The sequence below is a fragment of the Streptomyces sp. NBC_01306 genome (assembly GCF_026340465.1).
GTDB lineage: Bacteria > Actinomycetota > Actinomycetes > Streptomycetales > Streptomycetaceae > Streptomyces.
The window spans coordinates 2,799,427-2,825,023 of the sequence record NZ_JAPEPC010000001.1; the positions used below are offsets into that span (position 1 = coordinate 2,799,427).

Genomic DNA, 25,597 nt, shown 5'->3' on the forward strand with positions numbered 1-25,597 from the left:
ACCCCCTCCTCCCCCGGCCTCACCGCTGCTGCCCGGCCCGGCAGTCGCGGCAGCGGCCGGGCCCGGGTGACCGGAACGCGTGGTCGCAGGCGTCGCAGTTCTGAAGCGGGTCCGGCCGCCCGGCCCCTTCCCGGGTACGGAGATCGGGCAGCGGGGGCGGCACCAGGGCGGCGAGCCGGTGGGCGAGAAGGGCTGCGGGGTGTCTCAGGCGACCGGGCAGATCGGCGGTGAGGACAGCGCGTACGGCGTCGGGCCGGGCATCGCGTTCGAGCCAGGCCGCAACGGCCGGGGCCAGGCGCCGGACGTCGGTCTCGGCCAGCAGCAGCATGGGCTCGTCGCGGCGCAGGCCGGAGAGCAGTTCGATGGCCGCGCGGTGGCGTTCGGGGTCGGGCACGAGCGGCTGGGGAAGCACCAGGGCCGGGCGCGGCCCGTGGACGCCCGCTCGGGGCAGTGGCTGCGGTGGTGGCTGTGAACGCAGCTGTTGCTCGGCCGCGGGTACGACGGCAGGGGGCACGGGCGCCGCAGCCGCAGGGGCGACAGGCACGGCCGAGGCCACAGGGGCGGCGGCCGGCGGGACGGCGCCAGGCGGGACAACGCCGGGGCTCACATCCGTACGTGGCTTGCCCGGCTGGTTGTACGAGACCGTGCGGGTGACGACCCGGCCGTTCGGGAGGCGTTCCCGGGTGCGGCACAAGTAGCCGTGCGCCTCCAGCTCGCGCAGTGCGGCGGCCACCCGGGCCTCGCTCTCCGGGAAACGGTCGGCGAGGACCTTGACGCCGATCCGGGCTCCGGCGGGCAGCGACTGGATATGAACGGCCAGCGCGATCGCGACGAGGGACAGCCCGGGGTGCTGGGCGAGATGGTTGCCGACGACGGTGAAGCGGGCGGTATGCCGCGAGTTGATGTGCACGACACCGGAGGGCACGGGCCCGGAAGGCATAACGCGGGAAGGCATGTCACGGGAGGCCACGTCGCGGGAGGCCATGTCGCGGGAGGGCGTAACGCGGGAGGGCATGTCGCGGGAGGTCACGCCGCCCCGGGGATCGCGGGACGGGGCGCGCGAGGGCGCGCTAACCTGCTGGGTATCCATCGGGAAGCTCGATTCTTCCTCGGTGGTCAGGCCCTCGGACCAGGATTTGCCGTCCTGCCGGGGGCCGTCACATGTCTTGGGTTGTTGGTCGCGGCGAGCATATGCCGACCAACCAGCTCTAAATCCAGCCCGGTTGGCGAACCTCACCCGTGTGGGTGACGGGCCGCGGGGTGAGGTCGGGTGGGGTGGGGAGGTTATTTCTCCTCAGTACTTGAGAGTTCTTATGTCGCGGGAGACGGCGTCGCGGCCCACCGGGTCGCGGGGATCCGCGACCCGGTGAAGACGGCCACGGTGTCGACGTAAAGAGCCCGGGCGGTCACGGTACGAGATCGAGTTCCGCCCAGACCGTCCAGCGCGGGACAGGGCCGGGCGTAACCCCCCAGCGATCCGCGAGCGCCTCAACGTCAAGAGCAGCTACGGCACCAACGACGGCCCCGAATACGTCGAGATCGCAGCGGCGGCAAACACCGTCCACGTCCGTGACTCGAAGAACATCCCGGGCCCGCAGCTCGGCTTCACGCCGGACGCATGGACGGACTTCGTGACGTACACGTCCGGCACGTCCGGAACTACCCCCTGAGCACTCGCGCCCCGAGCCCGACCGCCCCGGGCATCGGGGCGCGCTGCTGTCACAGCACCCGGCATCACTCCAGTCGCCACCGCATCACACGCGCACACGGCCACCAGGAGGCGCACACAACACCCCACCCGCGACAGATTCATCCCGCCCGGGCAGCTCTTCCCGTACATGGCACGGAATCCCCCGACCGTCCTCTGCTGCCCTTTACACGCGGCTGGTAGCTTCGAATGCCCTGAACGTTTGCAGTCCGGCCTGCCGGCCTGCTGCCGCCAACCGGGGGAGAACACTCGTGGCCCGCCGCACTCCAGCCATCGCCGCCGCACTCGCTGTCAGTGCGGCCCTGCTACTGACCGCTTGCGGAGGCAGCAACAACGACGCCTCCAAGGACAAGATCAAGGGGGCGGACGAGGGGACGAAGAGCCCGTCTGCTTCGACATCAGCGGCGACCGGTGACGGCAGGCCCGACGTCAGCGTGCCGGCGGACCTCCACCTGAACTTCTCCTTCGACAAGCCGGCCGATGCGGCGAAGGCGGCAGCCATGGGCGATGCCGAGAACTACATTCGCGCCCTGAAACACGGCATCGTCAAGCAGAACCCGGAAGACCCGGCGTACAAGTTCTACTCGTACCCGGTTGCAGCTCGTTATGCGAAATCGCAGATCCAGGCATGGGTCAAGGGCGATTGGACACCCACCGGAACGGACCGCTACTTCAACGCCGAGGCCAATTCGGTCGGCACGTCGAAGTCGGTACTCGTCACCTTCTGCCGCAACCAGGCCAAGTCATACAGCAAGTCGGTGAAGACCGGAAAGATCAATGACGTAGGTGAGAGCCTGGACAGTTATCAGAAGTACAGCCTCTTGATGGCTCCGTCCACGACGGATGGCAAGGTCTGGAAGGCCCAGCAGATCGAGGTCCAGGGGAGGGTGAAGGAATGCCGAGGATAGGGTCCGCGCCGAGCGTACGACGGTGGCCCCTCGCCGGGGCCACAGCGATCTGGCTGCTGTGCTCCGGTGGCGTGGCGCACGCCACCGACACGCCGGGGGAGACCACGACTCCACCCGCCGACCACACACAGGGAGGCGCTGGGAACGGCAACGTCAGCGCCTCCGCCACCCACTCCCAAATCCGGCTCAGCTATCCCAAGGGAGGCGGCGGGAGCGGCAAAAAGGGCAACCTGGCTGCGATCGATCCCAACTGGAAACCGCCCGCGTGCTGGTACGAGCCAGTCTTCACGCCCGAAGGCTTGAAGAGTTTCGTGAAGTCGTCCGGCGGCGACGGCGATGTGGGTATCCACGAGTCCTGGTTCGGCACTGGCCTCTGGACCGACCACTACAAGGACGGCAAGCCCGAAGCCAACTTCGACGACCCCAGCTCCATGGCCGATGGCTACAAGAACTACAACATCGGCAAGGGCGGCTACTTCTGGCGGAGCGTAGCCCCGGACGAGTCGGATCCCGATTCCTGGCAGTGCGGCCGCATCATGTTCTGGCAGCCGGCCGGCCAGGTCCCGAAGATCCCGCACGCGCCCACGCCGAAGATGCTCGCCGAGTATGCGTACAACAAGGTCAAGGTCCCCGAGACCAAGATCGAGCTGAAGCCGCAGACCAAGTCCACCGTGAACCTGCCCACCTGGGTCTGGCTGGACAAGGGCACCTTCAAGGACGTCGTCGTACGCGCCGAACTCCCCAACACCGGGCTCTGGGCCGAGACCACCGCGAAACCCGTGAGCCTCCACCTGGACCCGGGCACGGACGACGCGGACACCTTCCCCTCCTCCGGCACCTGCACGTTCAACAAGGACGGCTCCATCGGCACGCCGTACAAGTCGGGCGACGCCAGCCAGAACCCGCCCTGCGGCATCAACTACCTGCATGCCACCGACGGAAGCCCGTATCAGCTCAAGGCGTCCATCACCTGGAAGATCAGCTGGAGGGGCACAGGCGGAGCACATGGCGACCTCCCCGACGGAACCTTCCAGACCACCCAGGACATGAACGTCCAGGAAATCCAGACGATCAACCGCTGACAAAGGGCCGCGAACGGACACCGTTCGGTACCTCCAGCTGTCACATCGCGCCCCGACGCACAGCCGCCGCGCGATCACTGCTGACGGCAGTCGTTCCGGAGCGAGCCCCCTGCATAGCCGCCATCGCCCGGGAGCACCCGCCCGGATACGATCAAGCTGGGCCATCAGAGCCCCAACCAACCTCAGGGGGCGGCAGATGAGAAGGCGTCCACGGTCGCAGTGGGAGCACGCCACGGCATCAGCGATGGCCGCGCTGCTACTGGCAGGGACGGTGTCCGGGTGTGCGGGCCAGTCCCCTCGGACGGCCGCCGGCGGGCCGTTGAACGTATCCCCGCTCGTGAAAAAGGCGGGTGCCGTTCACGGCGATGCCGGACCCTGCCCGATCAGCTACGACATCGGCCAAGCAGCAAAGCGGATTGGCGTGAGCGGCCAGGCTGGGCCGGAGCAGGGCAAGGGGACGGTCAGCTCCGAATCCGACAAGACCGCGGGGCCCGGCTCACCGCTCGCCGACGCCGGTGGCGCAGTGGTGAGCTGCGCCTTCGGAATCGCCGCAGACAAGATCACTGTGTACACGGTCGGCACCCGACGCCCCGATTACGCACTGGGGTTGATGGCTCCCCAGATCGCTTCCGATGCGCAAATGGCGTCCAGCGCGATGCAGAAGTGGCTGCCCACGGCACAGAAAGCCAAGCGGGGCACTGCCACAGTCACTCCGAGCGGAAACGTCGGCGCTGTCCGGCTTTCGGTGGACGGCGCCGGTGACATCGCCCTGGTGGTCATTGAGGGGAAGGATGGCCGTACACACATCGGTGCGGACAAGATGAAGACTCTCACGGAGACACTGGCCGCCCAAGCCGACTGGTGAGCATGACACCGGTCAAGTTCGTCGCGCCGCCACTACGAGCCGACGCAGAGCCGGTTCGGTTGCCACGGATCCCTCCACGTCGGCAGTTGGTCCCCGCCGAGTGAGGCGCACAAGGTCAAGCCCCCCCCTCACGCGAGGGCGGCCGCCGTCGCTCCCGGCGTGTGATCAAACATCCGGGCCATTCGTCGAAGAGGTCGCTTCAGCTTCACCCAGGCCCGTCCCGGCCCTGGAGTCCGCGCCCTGTTGCTCCCCGCCGCCTTTGCAACAAAGGAAGTTGAGCCGAGTGCGCCTGTTAGCCTGGCCTGTCGATCTCACGATCGGGCAATGTGTCGCACGGGGGGAGCTGTCTGTGAACGACTACGTCGGTGTGGATCCGGTTCGTATACGCAAACTGGCCGACCGCCTGAAGGATCTGGAGGCGGCGCTCTCCAGACACGGTGGCGTCATCCGCAAGAACTTCAAGGAGTGGGACGGCAGCCTCGACCTGTCTCTCATCGCACAGCAGACACACGCCGTCGGTGATGACGGCCGTGACATGTCCAAACGCGCAGACCTCGCCCGAAACCTGGAAGAGCACGGCGGCTCAGGCATGTGCACGCCTGACGGCAACATTCTTGAGATCCCGTGGGACATGAAAGGTGTACGTCAGCAGAGCGCCAAGGAGGCCAAGGAGGAAGCCGACACCCTCAAGAAGGCGCTCGACGACCCCAAAGCCGACGGCTCCCGCGACGACATCGAGGCAGTCGCCCAGTCCCTCGCCGACCACCAGGACGACCCCGCCTACCTGACCGCCTTCGCAGCCGCCGGTGGCGTCGCGGACGCTGCCCGCGTCGGCAGCGCGTTCCACCAGGAGGACGGCACCCACGGAGGGAAGGTACTGAACGACGACTCGACGAAGGTGATCGGTCAGTACGCCACAGGCATCAACCGGATCTTCACCCTCCAGAAGAAGGGCAAGATTCCACCCAATCCGGACTACCTCAAATCTCTCACCGACCCGCCGGGCGGCGACATGTGGTCGGTCGGGACGCTCTTCAAGTACGGGCCGCCCGGCGCCAAATGGGACCCGACAGTACTGTCCCAGGTCGGTGGCGCGATGCTCGACTGGCGTAAGGACCACCCAATGCGGCCCGCATATTCCAAGGGCGGCATCCAGGGCGGAATCTACACGGGCGATGCCTATGTAGACCCGGACAGTGCCTGGTACTCGGAGCTGGGTCTCGATCACAGCTACGTCGACGAGAACCTGGACGAGGCCACACGGCGCGTCAACGCAATCGACGCCAACGATCCATCGCTCGCCCTCATGCAGCGGGTCAGCGAGAATCCCGAAGCTTCTCGGGACCTCCTCAATGGCCCGGAGGGCGCGACGCACGCGAAGGAACTCATCGACGATCACTGGGCCACTCCGGGCACACACCTCGATGACACCAAGTGGCCAAGTGCCGTCATCCGCGCGGCCACAAGCGACAGGCTCCACCACCCTGACGCCTCAGCCAAAGCCGCGAAGAACATCATCAACGCCGGCGCAGAAAAGTACAAACTGGACGGTAAGAAGAGCGATTACGAGAAGGAGCAGTACCCAGTCAACATGGGCATATCGAAGGCACTGTCCAACGTCTTCCAGTCCTATGTTCCTGATTTTGCCGAGTCGACCGGAATTGATCAGAACCAGGCTTCCGAGTCTGGTGGCACCATCATCTCGGACAAGGACACCACGAAAGCCTTCCTCAGCGAGATCATGAAGAACAAGGACGAGGCCGGCAATGTTCTTCAGTCCATCAACGCGCAAATCAGCCTGACCTCTCAACGCGGTCTCACCGGTGATCAGGGGGCGTACCTGAACAACCTGGCTGAACTCCGAGGCGAAGTTTCAGCCGCCGGACACGATGTCAAGATGGACGATGCAGCGCTACGGGATGCCGAGCACGCGAAGCAGCTCATGTGGTTCAACATCATCGCCAGCGGAGCAGCCGCCGTCCCCCTCCCCGCGAATCCGGCAAAATTCGCACTCGGCTCCACATGGGTTCAGGCCTCCATCTGGGCAGGGATGCCCTACGCCGGATCGAAATTCCCCTCAGGGGAAGCCGACCAAGTACAGAGTGATTACAAAAGTATCAAGTTCGGCGATTCGACATCTATGCAAATCCCGATAGTGCAAGGTCTCATCCGATCCGGCAAGATGAAGGCTCCGGACGGCCATCCGGAGTGGGCTGACGGAAACATTGTAATCCACAATGAGAATGATCGAGAAGATTTCAACGCAATGTGGTCCGCCGAGAAGAAGCGGCATAATCACGAGCTGGATAATTTCGACGACACCATGAGAAATTCCTTCAAACGCGGGGCCGACGACTGACATGTGCGTACTGAGCGAAGGGTTCAGCCGTGAGGCGAAGCGTTAAGACATACCTGTCGGCCGGGATGGCCCCGATGGTCCTTCTCGGCCTGGCAGCCTGCGACGGCAAGCCGGGAAACACCTGGAAGGAGCCCGCCAAGGGGCAAGCCGTGGCCGTTCTCCAGACCGATTCGGACAACAAGGCCCAAGAGATTGCCTACGACGGGTTCGGAGGCACCCCGGAAGGGGTTGCCTACGGCCCCGACGGCCTGGTCTACGGCCTGGGGACATCCCTCGTCGCCATCACCAAGGACCACAAAGCGAAAGTCATTCTCGATGACCAAATCGAGGGCATGGCAGGACTGGTAGCACTGCCCGGCGGGAAGTTCCTGACAAGCGCCGATTCACAGCTCATTGAACTGGGGCCCGGCGGCCGTAAATCGGCTCTCGCAGGAGTCGCGGGAAAGAACCGAAAACTACGGGACCCTGCCCCGAAAACCGCATCGGCAAGCCAATACCGCTTCGCCGCCAGCCAACCCGTACCGTTCGCGACAGAGCCCGACGGCTCGATCATGATCGCCGATTACAACGTTATCTGGCGACTCAAGGACGGACACCTCACCCGTATCTACCAGGTGCCAGGTCGAGGCCCAGTCAAGGACTGGCCGGCTATCTCCCCCGGTGGCGCGGTGAGTGGCACGCACACGGTCTACGTTTCCCCCAGCACCAACGACCCTTCGCAGGTCCGCGGCATAACGTCCATCAGCGCAGACGGTTCCTCGCGCACTATAGCCTTGCCCCGGCATATCGACGGAGTCCCCGGAGACCCCGCCTCCCTCAAAGTTCGCTGGATGAGCGACGACGGTGCGGACGGCATTTACGTCCACGCGGGAAACTCATCGGGCTCCTACGTGCTCCACCTGGCTACCAAAAAGACCGAACTCGTGGCAAGGCACTCATCGAAAAACGAGTCGGGTTCCACATGCAAGCCAGGGAAGCCAGTTGACGCGAAGAATATTCCCTGCGAGCTACCAACATCCCTGGCCTACTCATCGGGCAGCCTCATCATGGCAGGGCTCACTTCCGCCGTACTGAAGATCTCAACAAAATAACGGTCACCCAAGGCGGTGCTGTTGCAGAAGTCCCCCGCAGTCGCACTCCGCAAATACGCCCAGCAAAGGAGTACTCCATGGGCATTCCCGAGCAGGACCGTCTCGACTACGTGTGCCGGCAGGACATGAATGAGATCGAGAGGGCGGTGACGGACATAAAAGCGGCCATGAAACGCGTCGACGCCATGATGCCGCATACCTGGATCGGCAAGAAGGCCGACACATGGCGTACCGATCACGAAGGACGCATGAAGCGGCTGAAGACCCTCTTCGATTCGTTCCCGGCAGAGGAGAACCGGCTGGTGGATGAAGCCCAGAAAAAACAGTCCGCCCAGGACAGGAAGATGCACGGCGCGAGTTAGCGTCCGTTGATTCCGCACGCCGCCGACCTGAGCATCGGCACAGAGACCGGTGAACTCTGCCCATCCCCGCACGCCGGCTTCCGAGTGCCGGCGCGCGCTGTCTGGCACTGAGCACCTCGAAGGGGCCGGTCCCCGCCACGGAAGCCGGACGCGGAACCCCGCCCGCAACCTTTTCGTCAGGCCACACAATTGCAAAGTTCCGCTCACCGCCCGGCCAAGAGTGGGCGATGCACCCCTTCCGGCGTTGACTGCGAACGGCCCCGCCAAGCACCGTCTGAGGCTGAGGTCAGGGCTGCGACGGATCAGCCGGGCCCGGGTACCGAAAACGGGGTGTGGGATCAGTGGGCTACCGGGGTGGTGACGCCGAGCACATACAGGCGTCGGCTTCATCCATGAAATCGGTCGTTACCTCGGCCAACAGTCATTCCAAGGCTGGAACGGCGGCCGGCAAGCAGGCAGCCGGCGCCGCCGGGGACCACCGGGTGGCCTCGGCGATCAGCTCGCTGGCCGGTGCAATCGCGAAGGCAGCCGGTGATACCGGCACCTCCGTCAGTGATCTCGGTGACGTCGCCCAGACGACCGCCACCAACCTCAAGAAGGCAGGCGGAGGCGGCAAATGACGCCTCCCACCTACACCGTTCCGTCCGGGGATCCAGAAACCCTGCGGACCGCCGCCGGCCGGTTCAAATCGCTGGCCCATGACCATTCCACGCTGCTGACGACGTTCCAGCGGCATGTCGAAGCCGTACTCAAGGGCTGGTCCGGCCCGCTGTCCCAGCAGTATCGGACGGCGGCCGAAGGTGTGTACCCCCGCTTCAAGGCCGTCCATGTGGCCGCGGGCGCCGCTTACTCCGCGCTGCACACCTACGCCGGGGCGCTGGAGAGCGCGCAGAAAGCGGTGAAGGGCGCCAACACCACTGCCGACAGCCACTCCCATGCCTCCAGCCATGCGCCGACCGCGCCGGGCCAGTCCCCCAAAGCACTCGGCCAGAAGGTCAGCGACGCGAGTTCCGACCTGAACCGCGCCGCGGGTACGTGTGCGACCGCGCTCAGCAACGCGCAGACGACGCTCGCCAAGACCTGTCCTGACACCCTGTCCGCCAAGCAGCTCAAGGAGCAGGTGGCGAAGGCGGGCGAGGAGCTGAAGGAAGAGAACCCGGGGCTCTGGGAGAAGCTCTTCGGCCCTGAGGGCGAGCTGCGGAAGTGGGACGAAAAGCTGCACGCCGTACCGGCTCCGTACGCCGACATGGTCCTGCTCAAGCTGATGAGCGGTGCGGAGGGCGCGGAGGAGAGCGTCAAGACCGCTGAGGAGTTCGCGGCGCGGATCCCCGAGCTGATGGAGGCCGACTTCCCGAAGATGGCCCGTCCGATCATGAACGCCATGAGCAGCGGTGCGGCCACCGAAGCCGATCTCGCCCAGGCGATCGAGGACTTCGCCAAGGACTGGGACGCGATCGGCAAGTGGAACGAGGGCACGAAGCTCGCCAACCTCGGGGAAGCGGCGCGGCTTCCGTGGCTGCGCGGGGCCAGTGTCGGGCTGAACGGGCTGGCCATCGCCGGCGACCTGTACACCATGTGGAAGCCCGAGGACAAGGGCGCGATGGGCTGGGTGGACCGCGGCGCCGCCGGGGTCAACGCCGGACTTGCCACGTGGGACACGCTCGCTCTCCTCACCCCCCTGGATGCCGTCCCCGGCGTGGGCGAAGTCGTCATGGTCGGCACCGGCCTGTACCTGGGCGGCACCTACCTCTACCACCACTGGAAACCGTTCAAGAACGTGTGCAACGCCACCGGTCACGCCGTGGCATCGGCAGCCAAGAGCACCTGGCATGCGGTCACCAGTTTTCTCTGAGCAGCCGATGGAGGCAGCACACCATGACGGGTGACCCCCGACAGGCGGACGTCGAAGCATCACAGGCGTTGCTGGATCAGGTCGACCGGGACGACGCGGTTCAACTGCCCGCCCTGTCGACTGCGGAGCTGTGCGTACTCGGAGCCATGCAGGCCACACTCGTTGACGAGGACGCGTGGTCATGGTGGTCCGGCAAAGCCGAGGCGGAACGGTTCGAACTCTCGGCCATGGCGCTGAAGTTCCTTGTCCACCGTGGGCTGCTGGCCGAGCCGGAAACCGGGCCTGCCGAGCCGGAGCCCAGGCCTGGTGAGCCGGAGCCCGGGCCTGGTGACGAATCCGGAGCAAGCGCAACGGAGGACGCCCCCGGTGAGAGCGTCGGCCTTCCGGTGCGCCCGCTGCTCGCCATGATCCTGGCAGGCCGCACCCAGCCGTCATTCATCGTCGTCCGCCGCGAGGGGGCCAAAGCCGAGCCCGACCGGATGCGGCTGTACGGAATCGCCGAGGAGGGGCGCGGTCTGCGAGCAGTGCTGGCAGAGGAAGCCACCGGCAACCATGTCTCACGGTTCGGACCGGCCTACAAGTACGTACTCGCCAGCCCGGCGGAAGCTGTCAGATCACTGCTGCGCTGGGTCGACCGCCCTCCTGCCGGGCACCGATTCGGCCGGCGCCCCTCCAAAGTGATCGACGTGTATCAGCCCAACAAGGGCACGGGCCCTGACCTGGACCGCTTCGAGGTTCGACGGAGTTCCGCCGGGCTGAGCGTCGAACGTAACCAGGACGGCACCCCGATCGACTGCGACGAAGAAACCCTCGGCCGCCACCTGAGCGAGCTGCTTTCCGGACCTGGATCTGCCGCGTGAACCTGCCTGCGATGAGCGAACCCGTCCACTACTCCGAGGAGCGCTGCGCGCTGCGCTGGCCGCTGGTGTTCCACGGCTTCTTCTGGCCGTTGCTGCTGATCGGCTCGTTCGTTGCCCTGCTGCTGACCGACAACTCATCGGTGTTCATGCCCGGAGTGATCCTGGGCATCGTCGGATCCGTGAGTCTCGGAGGTCTCCACCTGGCGGAGGACCGGCCGATCGGGATCCGTGTCGACGCGGCCGGTATCTGGATCGGCGGCATTCAGCGGACGGAGCGCCTGAAAGCTCGCGGTAGGACCGGAGGGAAGAAGCTGCCCCGGGCGCGGGCGCACCGGCGACAGGTCTTCTTCTGTCCCTGGGACGCGGTCCAGCGCGTCGAAGTGGTCAGTGATCATCAAGAGATCCGGAAGATCGCCAAGGTCGGCCGCGATGTGGGTTCGTCCCGCCTGGAGACTGCCACCGGCACCATCAAGCTCGGGTTGCTGACAGCTCCCTACATGCGTGCGGCGATCGTCATCAACGTCGATCTCACCGCCGCGAGTGTTCCCGAATTCCGCCCTCCCGAGCAGCGGTCCTTCTGGAAAACCTCGGCACCACAGCAGTTCGCGGCTTCCCCCGTCTGGTCGGCCCCCACCCGCCACCCGGAGAAGCTGCGCGCGGCGCTGGAGCAGGCGGGGTCGCAGGCACGGCGCTGACACGAACGGCACCAGTTGTCCCGTACGGGCCAGGCATCGGGCACGACGCGAAGGCCCGGAAGAATCAGACGGACAACCGCTGCCCGTCGGCGGCGGCAGCCTGCCCACGTACGGTCAGCCCTCCCGCAGTACCGCCAGCGCGAACACCAGCCGCAGGTCCAGCCAACCGGCCTTCGGCATATAGGTCCTGACCCCGCGGTCCGTGTGATCCGACGTGAGGGCCACTTCGTCCTCGCCCGCCCGCCAGGTCACCGGCTTGCGGATGTGGTTGCTGCTTTGACCGCCGCTGTCGTCACCACCGAAGATCAAGGAATCCACGACGCTTTCGGCCAGGCTCCCCGCCTGCCGCGCCACAGCCGCCTTGCCCCGCGCCGCGACCTCCTTGGCACTGCCCTTGGCCCAGTGGTAGCGGGCCACGACGTCCGGGTGACCGGGCTGCCGGAGCCACCAGGTGTGCTGGATCGTGCGTTTCGCGGCGACGGTCCGGTGCACGGTGCCGATCTCTGGCCCCGCTCCGTCCGCGACCCGGTACTGCTCGCCACCCTTCCCGCCGGTCACGGGCGCGAGCGCACAGATCGGCTGACGGGAATCCCGGGCCGCGTAGAACTCGTACGCCTTGATCTCCGGGTCGGGCTGGACGACAAACACGGCGGGCGCGAAACACCGTACGGGCCCGCCGACCGACCGCACACGTATCGCCCGCGGTCCGGTCACCGCTTTACGGCGGAACGTGGCCGGCTGCTCCACCTCGCTGACCACGAACCAGGAGATGCCCTCCCAGGGCACCGGCTCGACGGGCGGCTCCGGGGCACGCCGCTGTCTTCCGAATGCCATCGTTCGCTTCTCTCCTCAGGTGGCGCGGGTGTTCAGCGGTTGACCGACTGGATCTCCTGAACGGCGACGTCCTTCGTGTCCCCGTAGGTTCCGTTGGGCAGGCTGTCGCCCTCGCCCGTGGTGCTGGTCCAGTTGATCTCCCAGGTGAGCGTCGCCCGCAGCGGATACGTGCCCCCGCCGGACGAGCGCTCGTACGTCACTCCGCAGGACGGGGTCCGGTCGGCGGAGCCCTTGGTGTACGGGGTGCCGATCGACTTGTCCGCGTTGAGCGGGCAGTCGCCGCTCGCCGGATAGACCTCCGCGTCGTCCGTACCGGGGTCCAGGTGGAGGGCGACGGGCGTGGCGGTCGTCGTCGCAGAGAGTCCCGTGCCGGGCAGCGAGGCGGTCACCGAGACCGGCTTGAAGCGGGCCTTGTCCAGCCAGACCCAGGTGGGCAGGTTGACCGTGGACTTGCCCGCCGGGGCTGCCTCGATCTGCGTTTCGGGGACGGGGAGTTCGTCGTACGCGTACTCGGCGAGGATCTTCGGGCTCACGGCAAGGGGCTCGTGCGGGGTGGTGTTGTTCGGCACCCAGAACGGCATCCTGTCGCAGGCCGTCGCGCCCGGTTCGTCCTTGCGCTTGGGGTTTACGACAGCTGCCCAGAACTTTCCCTTGCCCTGCTGGTCAAGGTTGTAGTTCTTGTACTTGCCGTCCTTGTAATAGCTGTCGAGTACATTGCCGATCACATCGCCGATCCCGAAGATCCCGACGGCCCGCCACTCTTTGACGCTGGCCTGAATCTCCTTGGGCGAGAAGGCCGGTTCATACCAGCAAGCGGGGGGTGTCCAGTTGCTGTCCGCAGGAGACAGCGAGCCGGTCTTCGCCGATCCGGGGTCGCCGTTGGTGGTCGTCCGGATACGAGTCTGGACGGTAATTTTCCCGTTGCCCGACCCGCCCTTGGCGCTCCCCTGTTGGGCAGTGTCATGCCTGTTGCCCGCATAAGCAGGTGATGCCAGAGCCGAGACCGATACCAATACTGCGCCAAGTGCGAGAACGCGACCAGCCGTCCTATTCAACGCTGGCACGCCTTCGCTCCCCCGTCAGATGTGATCACAACCGTCTGCCATACGCCCTTGGTGTTCTTCTTGAGCTGCGTGTTGTAGAGGATGTAGTCGTCGGACGAAGGCGTGCCTTTCTCCACCTTGCCGGTTTTACGGTCCTTCGTGTACGCCGTGGTTTCATCGGCGCAGTACGTCACGGATGCCGCACCAGTGTTCTGGAGCTTGACGTGCTGGTTGTAATAGCGGGCTGTCCCCGAGAAGCTCTGCCCTGCCTTGTAGAACGAGGCGATGTACTGGTATGCGTCCAGCAACGCCGCGTCCTTCGTATAAAAGTCGACAGCGGGGAACTTCTTCGTCTGGGGAGTCCCCTCGGTGACGGCAGCGTCGATGGCGTTGATGTGCCTGCGGCTGTCCGCCAGCACAGCGTCTTGCTGAGGGTCGCCGGTCTGCCAGTCCTCGAAGTCGTTCTTTACGTCCTTGGGCAAGGTGATGTCCGGCCGCTTGATCCCGTCCGCAGAAGCCGAAGCGGAAGGGGCCGCCGTCTTCGTAGCGGTGTCCGCTCCCGGCACCTTGTCCGCCTTGTTGGAGGACGCCGAGTCACCACCGCCGCACGCCGACAGCAGCAGTGCCGCCGCGACCACCAGCGACGCCGCGCCGGCCCCCCGGCGCACGGGACGTGAGGGGAATGTGTCATGCATGAGGGTGTGTGCCTTTCCATCTGAAACGGGGTCCGCAGCCGCGCGCACATGCTGCTCTGCCTGCCCGGGGATACCCCGGCGAACGGAACGCCATCAGCCCGTGACGGACTCGGCGACCGATGAACCGTGCACGGTTATCGAGTGGCTGTAGAACAGGCCCGTCAGCACCGGCTGGTACGTCAACTGCACTGTCACCTCGACCCGTTGTGCGTTGGCCGCCGTGCAGTGCGAAGCACCGATGTCCTGCCCGGACATCCCCATCTCGACCGCGAAGGCGTGCACGCGCGCGTTGCAGTTCTGGTAGTTGATCGGCGCGGGTCCGCCCTGGTTGTCGTACAGGGCCTCCCGGTCTATGTCCTGTGCCGCGTACCGTGCGGCCTGCTCCGCGATGTCCGCGGCACGTTCCCGCTGCGAGATCGACAGCCCGCCGTCCACCACGAACGCGGCCAGGGCCAGGAACACGAACGCGAAGATGATGACCGCCGCGGCGCCCGACCCCCGGTCGTCCAGCTGGGCCCGGCGGGACTCGATCCATCCGGTGAGCGCGTTCACTGCGTCCTCCGGTACGGGTCGATCGGCGAGGTGAAGTGCCCGCTCAGGGTGGTGGGGATGTTCAGGCCGAGCATGGCGAGGCCACGGATCTGGCAGCTCACGTCGACGGTGAAGAAGCCGCCCTTGACGAACCCCTTGGCCGTGACGGACACCGGGCCGGAACAGACGTCGGTCAGATCCGCATCGGCGGCCCTGCGCGCCTCGGACATCGCGACGCCGTCGTCCTTCTGGATCGAACCCGCACGGGCGGCGTCCCGCGCCGCGCTGTCCACGGCGCCGCGCCCCTCGACCAGCTGCCCGAAGCCGACCAGCACCAGAATGAAAAGGATCATGATGGGGGCCAGGATGACCACTTCGATGGTCGACAGACCGCGGTCGGCCCCGACTCCCGCGCGGTCCAGCCGCATCCGTACGGCACGCGACGCGCGCCTCACACCCGTATCCACACCCGTACGGGCACATACACCCGCGAACGCCTGCCGCCCCGCCACCCGTTGGCCTCTCATCAGTCCCGCACGAACCGCTCGACGGGCCCCCGCGACTGCGCGTGGACCGTGAGGCCCAGGCCGGGGAAGACATTGGGGACCTTCGCCGTGATCTCCACACCGACCGTGTCCTTGTCCGGCTGGAGCATCGTCACGTTCGGGCCCAGCACCAGCTTCGAGCCGAGCTGCTGGATATAGCTCTGCACGACGTCGCCCGCGTCTCCGCGCCAGCCCCCGGGGTTCTCGTCGGCCTCGGCCCGTGCCTTGCGTGCACCGGCCTGCGCGGCCGCCTGCGCCACATGGTCGGCGAAGAAGTACAGCGCGAACTGCACTGTCGCGAAGATCATGAAGAACAGGACCGGCGTCAGGAAGACGAACTCGATCGCGGTCATGCCGGAGTCACCGCGGGCGGAGGCTGCCTCCACCCTGCGGCGTACGAACGCTCTGATCCTCTGACGCACCAGCACCGACTCAGTGACGCGATCAATCGACCGATCGATCAATCGGACTCGGAAATGAACAATTAATCCGGAAGGGTTCCCGGAAGGTTCCCGGAAGATCCCGGACGGTTCCCGGAAGGTCCCGGACCGTTTCCGCGAAGTTCCCGGAAGGGCCTCGGCCTCAGCAGGTGCCGCTCGCGCTGGCTCCCTTGATGCAGTTGCCGACCTTGTTGGCGCCGTCACTGAGCGCGGAGTTGATGATCGCGGCGACCACACCGACGATCGCCACGACGACCGCCGAGATGATGACCCACTCCACGGCTGACGCGCCGCGGTCGGTGTCTTCGGAGCGGGCGCGCTCGACGCGTGCCTGCAGGAACGTAATCAGGAAGTCGACAGTCGGGTGACTGAAGCGGCGTCCGAACATGGGATGAAATCCTCTCAAGAGAAGGGGAAGCGGGATCAGACCGGTCAGACCTGGAAGACGCGCATCGCGGCCGGATAGATGAGGAAGACCAGGAACCCGGCGCAGAGAAGCAGCTGGGCGACAAGCATCGACTGCGACTTCTCACCAGCCGCTCCCTCGATCTCGGCCATTTCGCGGTGGCGCATCGTCTCGGCCCTGGAGGCCAGCGACTCACGTACCTTCGCCCCGTCGTCGGCGACCAGCGCCAGCGACGACGACAAGTCCTTCAGTTCCTCGATACCCAGATCCTCGCCGAGCCTGCCGAGCGCGAGCCACTGGCTGGTACCGGTGATCCGGGCGTCCGCGAGCGCGTTGCGGATCCGGCGCAGCGCCCAGCCTTCGCTCACCTCGGCGGCGGCCATCAGCGCCTCGGGCAGACCGCGCCCGCCGGCCAGGTTCATCGAGACCAGGTCCAGATACGCACCGATGACGCGGCGCAGGTCCTTGCGCTTGTCCGTCGCGTCCCGGCGTACTTCGAGGTCCGGCAGGAAGAAGAAGAGCAGCCCGCAGACCAGTGCGAGCCAGACCGGGATGATCGGGCTCTTGCCGAAGCCGATCAGCACGGCGATGGCGAAGAGCATCGGGCCGAAGATCAGGCCGACCACGCCGAGCAGCACCTTGGTCGCCAGGAATCCTTCCCAGCCGCGGTCGAGCACCGCCAGGTCGGAGCGGAGCGAGCGCTGCTCCCAGCCCTGCTGGAAGTAGAGGTCGGCGATCCGCACCCCCACCCGCGCACGCAGCGAGCCGAGCCGCCCGTCGTGGGAATCGTGGTCGCCCGGCCGCTCGTACCCGGAACCGGCCGCCCGCAGCGCGTCGATGCGCTGCACCTGCGAGACCGCGGAGCGCCTCGTACGCGACAGGGCCCGTACAAGGACGAAGACACCGAGGCCCAGTACGGCCCCGATCAGTACCGGTGCGGTGAGAATGTCGATCATCGCGGCGCCCCCTGGCCATGGTTGAACGGCGAGGCCTGCGGAGGAGTCTGCTGCTGTCCGCCCGGATTCGCCCCGCCGGGATACTGGCCACCGGAGTACTGCCCACCGGGAGCCTGCTGGCCACCGGGAGCAGGCTGCCCGCCCGGAGCCTGGTGCCCGACAGGAGCCTGGTGCCCGACAGGAGCCTGCTGCCCGACAGGAGCCTGCTGCCCGCCCTGCTGCTGGGACCCGTGCTGGGACGTGTCGGGCCGTACGAACCGGACCTCGGGTTCGGCACGGACCAGGAAGCGCTCCGGCGTCTCGATCACCGACAGCTTGCGCAGCCACCAGAAGCCGAGCGCGAACAGACCGCACACCCCGGCCAGCACCAGCTGGCCCATCGGTGAACCGTACGGGGAGACGAAGCTCCGGTTGAACACGGCGAGTCCGAGTACGAACGCCACCGAGACCACGACCACGATCTGCACGCTGCGCCGGGTCGACGAGCGCTGTGCCATCACCCGGTGCCGCATGTCGATCTCCTCGCGCGCCGACTTGGAGAGCGCGCCGAGCACCTGGCGCAGACCGGGTCCGCGCAGCTTGGCGTTGAGGATGAGCGCGGCCACGATGATGTCGGCGGACGCGTCGTTGATCTCGTCGGCGAGGTACTGGAGGGCCTCCGGCAGCGGCATCCGGGCGCGGAGCCGGTCGACCAGCGCGTCCAGGTGCGGGCGCAGGGCGGGGGCGGCGGCGCGTGCGGAGGCCGGGATGGCCTGTTCGAGGCCGACGGCGCCCGCGATGGTGTCACGGAGCGACTCGGTCCAGCCCGCGAGGGCCTCCACCCGGCGCATGGCGATCTTCTCCTGGGCGGCGCCGCCGAAGAGGCGGTCCCAGAAGAAGACGAGCAGCCCGGCGGCGACTCCGGCAACGGTCCAGCGGGTCAGCAGCAGGACGACGAGTCCGACGCCGACGGCGATGGAGCCGCGCCGCCCGATGAACTGGACCAGTTCCCTGGCCCGTTCGCCGCGCTCGGCCTTCACATGGCCGGGCTTGGGCTCGACACCACGGATCGCGAGGATCAGCAGCGCGAGACCGCCGCCCGCCGCGACGCCGCACCCGAGTCCGAGCAGCAGCTGCGGATCGAAGAACCCGCCCAACGAGGAGATGCCATTCATACGGTCTCCTTCACCCCCAGGCCCCTGAGGGGCGATAGCCGTGTACGGCGAGGTCATCGAGGCACGCCACCGGGGCGTGCGGCAGGACACGCCCGTCGGGCGTCTCGGCGAAGACCTCACTGGAGAGGACGCGGCCGTCGACGCCGTTGACCTCACGGACCGAGGTGACGGCACGCTGGAGGCGGCCGCCGCTCTCGAAGTTGTTGCGGCGCTGCACGAAGACGACGAAGTTGACGGCTCCGGCGATGAGCATCTGGCTGGCCTCGATGGGCAGCCGCTCGTTGGCCTGGAGCGCGTAGGTGGAAATACGGTTGAAGACTTCGCTCGAACTGTTGGCGTGGATCGTGGAGAGCGAGCCGTCGTTGCCCTGCGACATCGCGTTGAGCATGGTCACGATCTCGTCGCCGAGCACCTCACCGACGATGACGCGCGAGGGGTTCATACGGAGCGAACGGCGCACCAGCTCGCCCATCGAGATCTGGCCGAGCCCTTCGGAGTTGGGCAGCCGCTCCTCGAACGCCACGACGTTGGGGTGGAGTTCGGGGAACTGGTCGAGCCCGAGCTCCAGCGCGCGCTCCACCGTGACGAGCCGCTCGACCGGCGGGATCTCGTTGGCGAGGGCCCGCAGGAGCGTGGTCTTGCCGGCGTTGGTGGCGCCCGCGATCATGATGTTCTTACGGGCGCGGACCGCGCAGGCGAGGAAGTGGGCCAGCTCGGGGGTGAGCGTGCCGTTGCCGACGAGGTCCGCCATGAAGACCTTGCCCATCCGGGCGCGACGGATGGAGAGCGCGGGCCTGCGGGCGACCTCCATCACGGCCGAGAGCCGGGAGCCGTCGGGGAGCCGCAGGTCGAGTTGGGGGTTGGCGGAGTCGAAGGGGCGGGACGAGAGTCCCGAGTAGGCGCCGAGCACCTGGATGAGTTCGACGAGTTCCTCGTCGGTGTCGGCCACCGGGTCGACACGGGCCTCGCGCCCGTCGGCGTAACCGACGAAGACCTGGTCGCAGCCGTTGATGTCGATGTTCTCGACCTCGGGGTCGTCAAGCAGCGGCTGGAGGCGCCCGACTCCGAAGAGCGCCGCGTGCACGGCCGCCGCGTACTGCTCCTCGGTCTCCGCGTCGAAAGGGGTACGCCCGGCGTTGATCTCCGCGCGCGCGTACTCCTCAAGTATCTGGGCGATGACGGCGCGCGCGTACTGCCGCTCGTCCTCCCCGGACATCGGTGGCGTGTTGCTGACCTGGTCGATACGGCGCTGTTCCGCGATCCGGTCGCCGGCCTCCTGCCGGTACCGCTTGACCAGGCTGTGGTCGACGACGTCGCTCATCGACCGGCCCCGGCGCCCGGCTGTGACCAGGCGGCGCCGAACTGCTGGTAGACGTCGGCGGCGACCTTGCGGGCGCTGCGGATCAGCAGCGACTTGTCGAGCCGGCCGCGGCCGCGCCCGGAGAGCAGCGCGGCGCCGGAGGTGTCGTGCGCGAGTGTGCCGATGACCCGGGCGCCGGTCTGGGCGGCGACGAGCATGTCGTTGACCTGGTGGGCGACCTTGGCGGACGCACTCGACTCGACGACCAGCAGGACGCCGATGAGCGGGGTGGCCAGCTGCGACATTCCGCGCTGTCCGCCGTGCAGCTGGGCGGCGAGGGCGGCGGCCCGGTCCCGTACGCGGGCGATGTGCTCCGGTTCCGTACGGGCGACGAGCAGCACGAGGCCGGCCTGCGGCAGCAGGTCGAGCGCGGGCGAACCCCCGGCGATGCGGCCGATGTCGGCGATCACGTCGGCGGGCGCGTGCGGTGAGTCGCCGAGGGTGGAGAAGGCGTGTCCGAGGGTGGGCCAGACACCGGCGAGGCCTGCGGCCTGCTCGGCGGAGCCGATCCCGACGAGCAGCTCCAGGCCGCCGGCCATGGGCTGGGCGTGGTCCCACAGCTGGTCGGCGGCGAGCCCGCGGCGGGCTGCGGCGGCGATGGAGAGCAGGCCGGTGTTCGGGTTGAGCGGGCCGCCGTTGGAGGCGGTGGTGCGGTAGACGAGGTCCCCGCCGGCCGGGTCGGCTTCGGCGAGCAGCGCCCGCCGGGGCCAGACGGCGGCGAGGGCGAGGGCGGCCGTGGTGACTCCGGGCGAACCCTTGTCTGCGGCGAGGGCGATGAGCGCCATGTCTTCTGCGTTCCTCTGGGTTCCTCTGGGGGCGTCGGTCAGCCGTTAGTGGGAAGCAACCGTGACCACGGCTGCTTCCCCTGCGGATGCGGCCTGCGACAGGGCAGCGGCGTCGGCGTTGTCGACCAGGAGGGTGACCGCGAGATTGCCGCTGCTGATGGTGGAGTCGTTGGGCTTGTCGGCCTGGCTGACGGTGGCCCGGTTCACGATGATGCCGCCACCGGAGGACCCGGAGTTGCTGGACGAACCGGACTGGCTGCCGCTGCTGCTGGAGCCGCTACGGTCGCCCACCCGGTAGACGGTGACGGTGTCGCCGGCCTTGATCCCGACGGGGTACTGGCCGTCCTTGAGGGAGAGTCCGACGACGGCCTTGCCCGCGGGGGTGCCCTTTTCGCCGGTGAACATCTCGCCCACCAGGAGGGACCCGGAGTAGAGGGCGCTCCTGGCGGTGAGGGTCTTCTCGACGGTGCCGAGCTGGTCCCACTTGATGTAGTTGATCGAGTTGTCGTTGGCGACCATCACCGACGTGACGTCGCTACTCGTGATGGCCTGGCCCGCCTCGACGTTGTGCGTCAGTTTGGCGACCTCGACCCGGTTGCCGGCCCGGAGCACCAGCACGGTGGCTCCCAGCGCGCCGACGAGGATCAGCAGGACGGCGAGCGCGGCGAGGGCGGGTTTGCGTTCACGGGCGACGGTGGGAAGCCGCTCACCGGCCGACTGGGCGGGTGAGGGAACCCTGTGGTTGCCTGCACCCGTGCGCTCCTGGACCTTCACGCCGCTTCTCCCCGAATCCCCGAAATGTTTCTCTGCGACATATAGCGAGTCGACTTCGCCGCCATTTATCCGGTTCCGATTCCCAGGCCACCGGAGGCTGTCAAGTCATCGCACCGTAGCAGCAGCACATAAGCGCCTCAAGACGAGATAAGGATCGCGAACTTCACGCGCATCGCCAGGATCGGTCCAAACCGGTCAGAAACGACGGGCCTTGAGGGCCACCCAAAGATTCACGAGATTTCCCCGTAGCCGCTGCACGACAGGGCATCGCCCGTTGCATCCGCCAACCCTTCACGGAGATCCGCCGATCGGGGCCCACCAGCCAGCAGGGACCCCGGAGATTGGCGATGCACACGCAAATACCAACGACCCCCGGCGTCCGCATCCCCCTCACAACTGGGCAGTTGAGGCCCGGGAGGGAGTGACAGCACCGCGGCCGGAACCGTGACGCGGGCCCCGCCGCGAACGCTCGCCCCGCACCGGGGGCTCGCCCGGCGCGAACTCGACGCGATCCGGGCGCGATCCGGGCGCGATCCGGGCGTGCCCCGAGTCCGAAGCGCCCCCGAACCCGGTCCGAGCCGCCGGGCTACGAGATGACGGCAGCAGCCCACTCGCCGGCCACCCGGCCGCCCAGCAGCCCAGCAGCCCAGCACCCCAGGAATATGTGAAGCGTGAACAAAGCGTAATCAAGACGGAACCTTCCCCCAGCCCCGAAGCGCTCCAGCCCCCAGAAGCCGCAGGAACACCAGGCGACAGCCGTCGAACACCGACCCCCACGCGCCCCGGCTCGCACCATTCGCCCCAATCATCACCCGGGCCACGCCCTGCGCGGCGAATTCGCTCTGGTGAAACCAAGTACCGCCCGGATAGCGTCGATTACCGCAAGCTCACCACCCATCACGCCGGGAGTCGCCCGTGAACCGCCGCACTCTGCCTGCTGCCGCCGCCCTAGCGACGGCGGCAGCCCTTCTGCTGACCGCATGCGGCGGAGGTGACGACCACAAGTCGACGAAGCCAGACAAGATCGCGGGGGCTGACGAGGGGGCTTCGAAGTCGCCTTCACCGAGTGCTTCGGCTTCAAGTGGCGCTCCGGGGCGTCCGAAGGTAACCCTGCCGTCCGATGTCAGCGACACCTTCAGCCCCGAGAAGACGGGTGATGCCACCCAGGACGCAATCCTCGGTGACAACGCCGCATACGTGAGAGCCCTGGATGCCGCGATAGTCGCCAGCAAACCGGAACTTCCCGCCCTGGAGTTCTACACGGAAGGGGAAGGTGCCGCCTCGTCACAGGAATGGGTGCAGTCTTTCGTGGACAGCGGGCGCACCATCACCGGAGCAACTCGATACTACAACCGAAAGGTGACGGTCAAGAACAAGACTGCTGCATCTATCAGTTACTGCGGAGATGAGAGCAAGGGTTACAGCAAGGTGATTAAAACGGGGAAGATCGAGAAAACCAAGGTGACCAATCAGAGCTATGTTGCCTACGGCGTCCAGGTCCAGCGGAACGCCCAAGGAGTCTGGGAAACGATGAAGATCAGTTCCGCTCGTGGGGCAGCGTCATGCCAACCCTGAAGCGCGCCAAGCGGGCACTGGCCGTCGGCGCGACCATAAGCGCCTCACTGATGCTTCTCACCGCGCCCGCCCACGCCGACAAAACGCCAGGAGGCGGCGGTGGAAGCGTGGGTAGCGGTTCGGCCTCGGGTGACTCCAGCGGCCACGACGTCTCGGCTCAGGCCACGGGCAGCACGGTTCAGACCGATACGCACAACAATGGCAGTGGACCGTCGGTCGGCCCGCTGGCTCCCGTTGGTAATTGGACTCCCCCACCATGCTGGTACGCCCCGAGATACTCAGCTACGGAGTTCAAGAAGCTTGAAGAACACACGTGGTCACTTGAGTCGACGGGCTACGAATGGGATGCCCAGCAGCGTCGTCACTACGCAGAGGGCCACCCTTACAAGGACTTCAACCTTGCCAAGAAGGACAAGGGTTACTGGTGGGAGTCTGACTCAGACAAGAGTTACCCGCCGGGGTGGGACTCATGCACCAAGCCCACGTTCTGGGTGGACAACGGAGACCCTCCCCCGGCAGATACGCCTCAAGCCGTGACTCCAGAGATCCTCGCGGAGATCGCGTACGCAGCTGTCCGCGTGCCTGACACTCATGTCGCCCTCGCACCCAATGGCGCCTCCAAGGTGAATCTGCCCACCTGGGCCTGGCTGGACAAAACAGACTTCAAACCGGTCTCTGTCCGGGCCTACGTTCCGCTCACCGGGATGAATGCCACCACGACTGCCACTCCGACGTCCCTGAAAATCGAACCTGGCACTCCCGACGCTGAGCTTTACCCCGGCTCGGGTGAGTGCACCTTCAACGGGGACGGTTCGATCGGCACTCCATACGTGAAGGGCGACGCGGACAAGACCCCACCTTGCGGGCTCACTTACCTCCGTGCCTCCGGCTCCGACGGTCCGTACAAGCTGAAGGCCACCATTACCTGGAAAATCAGCTGGACCGGCACCGGCCAGCCCAAGCCAAAGGACCTCCCCGACGGCACCTTCGGCACCACCCAGGACGTAACAGTCGACGAGATCCAGGCCATCAACCGCTGACCACCTCTCAGCTCGCCCGCATCGGCTCCACCGAGGTCCCAGCGGGCGAGCCGCGACAACGATGCAGGTACAAGGCCTACGTCCAGCCGGGCCCGCCCACATCCGCGCTGGCGGAACGGGAGCCCCAGTGGATAGCGTCGTACGGCTGGAGTCGGCGCGGCAGGGCTCCCGGGCCGGGCCGCCCGCCCCGGCGAAATCCGATGTCGTCAACCGCTGAGGCAGACCCGAGAATCATGTATCTGGAAAAGTCCCCCAAGACCTGGTCGGCCATCTGCATTGCCCTCTACCTGGTCGGGATCGCCTATCTGGGCGCGGACACCATTCCGGACGAAATCGGTCTGTGGCTGGGGCTGTCGGCGCTGTTTCTCGTTGTACTGCTGCCATGCCTTGCCATCCCCATCTCCAAGGCCGTCTACCAGCGCATCCGAATCGACGGGGGGACCCTCCGCGTCGGCCGCGAGCGCATCCCGCTCGCCGAAGTGGACCCGGCCTCGGTTCAGGCCGCGCTCCAGGGCGCCGTACCGACACCGATGGAGCGCTACGCAACCTCAACCGCCGCCATCGACGCACCGGCGCCGGGCCTACGGGCAGCCGAGCGCGGCGGCCCTCGCCTGGTCGGTGGCGGCTGGGCTGTCCCGATGGGCATGGACAGCGTGACGATCTCCACCCGCCAGGGGGAATTGCTGCTGATCGCCACCCGGAACCGCACCGCCTTCCTGACAGCCCTGGCGAACGGGACAGCCGGACGCGGCAACTCCTGAGGCAGCCGGCTACGCCTTCCGCCGGCTCGAACCGGACGTCCCGCCGGAAGGCCGTGCCGCTAGGGTCGGACCATCTCGCCCGTCAGTTCGGCCCAGGAGGTAACGGTGGCATTCGGCAAGGGCAAAAAGGCTGGAGAGCCTGCGGTGGAGCCCGTCGAGTGGGCAACCGTCGGGAAGTTCATCGTCAGTACCGTGGAACGTCCCGTGACCCACAAACAGAAGAAGGCCGTCAGCGGCCCGCGCGCGCTGCGCGTACCCCAGGGCGGAACCGAATTCCCGGTCAACGCCCCCTGCGCCTACCTGGCACGCTCGGCCCAGTTCGGTACGGAGTCCCCGGCCGGCGATCACACCCTGTACGAGGACCCGGAGAACCGGCAGCTGCTCTGCTCGGTCGACGCACCCCAAGCCGTGGGCGACGAGCGCCACCACGTCGTACGCGACAGCCAGGGGCAGGTCATCGGCACCCTGCGGCGCATCCCGCCCAAGAAGCCGTTCAGGCACACCTGGTGTCTCGACCAGCCGGGGCACCCGGAGATCACCGGCCGCAACGAGCTCGTCGGCGGCAACTCCAAGACGGAACGGGTCGCGCGGGTCGCCATCAAGGCCACCCTGGGGCTGGTGACATCCGTACTCGACGGTGGCGGGGACGGCAGCGACCAGTCCATGCGGCCCCGCACTCTGGAATGGCGGGTCGGCGACCACGTGGTGATGGTCTCCGAGGGGAGCAACGAGGTGAGGATCGAGGCCGACTGGATCGACCGCCGACTCGCCTTCGCATTTGCGCTCGTGGGCGACAAGTAGGCCTGACTCAGGGCAAAAGCAGCCGGTCAGGAACCGTGGATGTTCCGTCGGTGTCCGATGTGACGAGCAGTTCCACGGATATCCTGGCTGCCCGGACGCGGGCTGTTCCGGGACT

At 66.9% G+C, this 25,597-nt stretch carries 27 protein-coding genes and 2 pseudogenes; 15 read left to right on the forward strand and 14 right to left on the reverse strand.

Annotated elements, in window-relative coordinates:
* Positions 1–19: 19 nt before the first annotated feature.
* The gene (locus OG385_RS12130; RefSeq protein ID WP_266854442.1) at positions 20–940 is read right to left on the reverse strand and encodes a helix-turn-helix domain-containing protein; all 921 of its coding nucleotides are present in this window, start codon (positions 938–940) and stop codon (positions 20–22) included.
* 466 nt (positions 941–1,406) lie between these two features.
* A pseudogene (locus OG385_RS12135) lies at positions 1,407–1,499 on the reverse strand (ATP-binding protein); the annotation flags it as partial.
* Here OG385_RS12135 and OG385_RS12140 point away from each other — a divergent pair.
* The 11 genes from OG385_RS12140 to OG385_RS12190 all read left to right on the forward strand — a co-directional run bounded on the left by OG385_RS12140 (position 1,476) and on the right by OG385_RS12190 (position 11,782).
* Positions 1,476–1,670, forward strand: coding sequence for a DUF397 domain-containing protein (locus OG385_RS12140; RefSeq protein WP_266860792.1), 195 nt, complete (start codon positions 1,476–1,478; stop codon positions 1,668–1,670). The pseudogene OG385_RS12135 and the gene OG385_RS12140 sit on opposite strands and share 24 nt — an antisense overlap.
* Positions 1,671–1,959: 289 nt before the next feature.
* Entirely contained in the window at positions 1,960–2,616 is a 657-nt protein-coding gene (locus OG385_RS12145) for a hypothetical protein (protein ID WP_266854444.1), read from the forward strand.
* Between the two features lie 53 nt (positions 2,617–2,669).
* Positions 2,670–3,698, forward strand: a complete 1,029-nt coding sequence (locus OG385_RS12150) for a hypothetical protein (protein WP_266860794.1) — start codon at positions 2,670–2,672, stop codon at positions 3,696–3,698.
* A gap of 244 nt (positions 3,699–3,942) precedes the next feature.
* A complete protein-coding gene (locus tag OG385_RS12155) occupies positions 3,943–4,563 on the forward strand; it encodes a hypothetical protein (RefSeq protein ID WP_266854446.1) in 621 nt (206 codons plus the stop codon).
* Positions 4,564–4,912: 349 nt separating this feature from the next.
* Positions 4,913–6,922 carry a hypothetical protein gene (locus OG385_RS12160; protein WP_266854447.1) on the forward strand — a complete coding sequence of 670 codons (2,010 nt, stop codon included), beginning with the start codon at positions 4,913–4,915 and terminating at the stop codon, positions 6,920–6,922.
* Positions 6,923–6,996: 74 nt separating this feature from the next.
* Positions 6,997–8,013: a hypothetical protein gene (locus OG385_RS12165; RefSeq protein ID WP_266854449.1), complete on the forward strand. Its 1,017-nt coding sequence runs from the start codon at positions 6,997–6,999 to the stop codon at positions 8,011–8,013.
* Between the two features lie 77 nt (positions 8,014–8,090).
* The gene (locus OG385_RS12170) at positions 8,091–8,375 is read left to right on the forward strand and encodes a hypothetical protein (protein ID WP_266854450.1); all 285 of its coding nucleotides are present in this window, start codon (positions 8,091–8,093) and stop codon (positions 8,373–8,375) included.
* 392 nt (positions 8,376–8,767) lie between these two features.
* A complete protein-coding gene (locus OG385_RS12175; protein WP_266854452.1) occupies positions 8,768–8,995 on the forward strand; it encodes a hypothetical protein in 228 nt (75 codons plus the stop codon).
* The gene (locus tag OG385_RS12180; RefSeq protein WP_266854454.1) at positions 8,992–10,227 is read left to right on the forward strand and encodes a WXG100 family type VII secretion target; all 1,236 of its coding nucleotides are present in this window, start codon (positions 8,992–8,994) and stop codon (positions 10,225–10,227) included. The genes OG385_RS12175 and OG385_RS12180 overlap by 4 nt, the downstream gene beginning before the upstream one ends.
* Positions 10,228–10,250: 23 nt before the next feature.
* Positions 10,251–11,087, forward strand: a complete 837-nt coding sequence (locus OG385_RS12185; RefSeq protein WP_266854455.1) for a hypothetical protein — start codon at positions 10,251–10,253, stop codon at positions 11,085–11,087.
* 11 nt (positions 11,088–11,098) lie between these two features.
* Positions 11,099–11,782, forward strand: coding sequence for a hypothetical protein (locus OG385_RS12190; RefSeq protein WP_266854457.1), 684 nt, complete (start codon positions 11,099–11,101; stop codon positions 11,780–11,782).
* A 114-nt stretch (positions 11,783–11,896) separates the two neighbouring features.
* On the opposite strand, the gene OG385_RS12195 is transcribed toward OG385_RS12190, so the two are convergent.
* The 12 genes and pseudogenes from OG385_RS12195 to OG385_RS12250 all read right to left on the reverse strand — a co-directional run bounded on the left by OG385_RS12195 (position 11,897) and on the right by OG385_RS12250 (position 21,305).
* Complete coding sequence (locus OG385_RS12195; protein WP_266854459.1) at positions 11,897–12,616, reverse strand: hypothetical protein; 720 nt, start codon at positions 12,614–12,616, stop codon at positions 11,897–11,899.
* 32 nt (positions 12,617–12,648) lie between these two features.
* Positions 12,649–13,341 (reverse strand): hypothetical protein, encoded by a 693-nt coding sequence (locus OG385_RS12200; RefSeq protein ID WP_266854460.1) that lies wholly within the window; start codon positions 13,339–13,341, stop codon positions 12,649–12,651.
* A 326-nt stretch (positions 13,342–13,667) separates the two neighbouring features.
* Complete coding sequence (locus OG385_RS12205; protein WP_266854462.1) at positions 13,668–14,354, reverse strand: hypothetical protein; 687 nt, start codon at positions 14,352–14,354, stop codon at positions 13,668–13,670.
* 93 nt (positions 14,355–14,447) lie between these two features.
* Positions 14,448–14,906 (reverse strand): TadE/TadG family type IV pilus assembly protein, encoded by a 459-nt coding sequence (locus tag OG385_RS12210; RefSeq protein ID WP_266854464.1) that lies wholly within the window; start codon positions 14,904–14,906, stop codon positions 14,448–14,450.
* Positions 14,903–15,313, reverse strand: a complete 411-nt coding sequence (locus tag OG385_RS12215) for a TadE/TadG family type IV pilus assembly protein (protein ID WP_266860796.1) — start codon at positions 15,311–15,313, stop codon at positions 14,903–14,905. Before OG385_RS12215 ends, OG385_RS12210 begins: the two co-directional genes overlap by 4 nt.
* Positions 15,314–15,411: 98 nt before the next feature.
* The gene (locus tag OG385_RS12220) at positions 15,412–15,852 is read right to left on the reverse strand and encodes a TadE family protein (RefSeq protein WP_266854466.1); all 441 of its coding nucleotides are present in this window, start codon (positions 15,850–15,852) and stop codon (positions 15,412–15,414) included.
* A gap of 160 nt (positions 15,853–16,012) precedes the next feature.
* Complete coding sequence (locus OG385_RS12225) at positions 16,013–16,258, reverse strand: hypothetical protein (RefSeq protein WP_164259321.1); 246 nt, start codon at positions 16,256–16,258, stop codon at positions 16,013–16,015.
* 44 nt (positions 16,259–16,302) lie between these two features.
* Positions 16,303–17,232, reverse strand: a complete 930-nt coding sequence (locus OG385_RS12230) for a type II secretion system F family protein (RefSeq protein WP_266854468.1) — start codon at positions 17,230–17,232, stop codon at positions 16,303–16,305.
* A gap of 239 nt (positions 17,233–17,471) precedes the next feature.
* Positions 17,472–18,386, reverse strand: a pseudogene (locus tag OG385_RS12235) (type II secretion system F family protein); the annotation flags it as partial.
* A gap of 10 nt (positions 18,387–18,396) precedes the next feature.
* Entirely contained in the window at positions 18,397–19,707 is a 1,311-nt protein-coding gene (locus tag OG385_RS12240; RefSeq protein WP_164259316.1) for a CpaF family protein, read from the reverse strand.
* Positions 19,704–20,531, reverse strand: coding sequence for a hypothetical protein (locus tag OG385_RS12245; RefSeq protein WP_266854470.1), 828 nt, complete (start codon positions 20,529–20,531; stop codon positions 19,704–19,706). Before OG385_RS12245 ends, OG385_RS12240 begins: the two co-directional genes overlap by 4 nt.
* A 45-nt stretch (positions 20,532–20,576) precedes the next feature.
* Entirely contained in the window at positions 20,577–21,305 is a 729-nt protein-coding gene (locus OG385_RS12250) for a hypothetical protein (protein WP_266854472.1), read from the reverse strand.
* A gap of 915 nt (positions 21,306–22,220) precedes the next feature.
* On the opposite strand from OG385_RS12250, the gene OG385_RS12255 reads away from it, so the two are divergent.
* From OG385_RS12255 to OG385_RS12270, 4 genes are all read left to right on the forward strand, one after another.
* Positions 22,221–22,880, forward strand: a complete 660-nt coding sequence (locus OG385_RS12255) for a hypothetical protein (RefSeq protein ID WP_266854473.1) — start codon at positions 22,221–22,223, stop codon at positions 22,878–22,880.
* Entirely contained in the window at positions 22,868–23,920 is a 1,053-nt protein-coding gene (locus tag OG385_RS12260; RefSeq protein WP_266854475.1) for a hypothetical protein, read from the forward strand. Before OG385_RS12255 ends, OG385_RS12260 begins: the two co-directional genes overlap by 13 nt.
* A 233-nt stretch (positions 23,921–24,153) precedes the next feature.
* Positions 24,154–24,681 (forward strand): hypothetical protein, encoded by a 528-nt coding sequence (locus OG385_RS12265; protein WP_266854477.1) that lies wholly within the window; start codon positions 24,154–24,156, stop codon positions 24,679–24,681.
* Positions 24,682–24,885: 204 nt separating this feature from the next.
* On the forward strand, positions 24,886–25,482 hold the full coding sequence (locus tag OG385_RS12270) for a hypothetical protein (RefSeq protein ID WP_266854478.1): 597 nt from the start codon (positions 24,886–24,888) through the stop codon (positions 25,480–25,482).
* Positions 25,483–25,597: the final 115 nt, after the last annotated feature.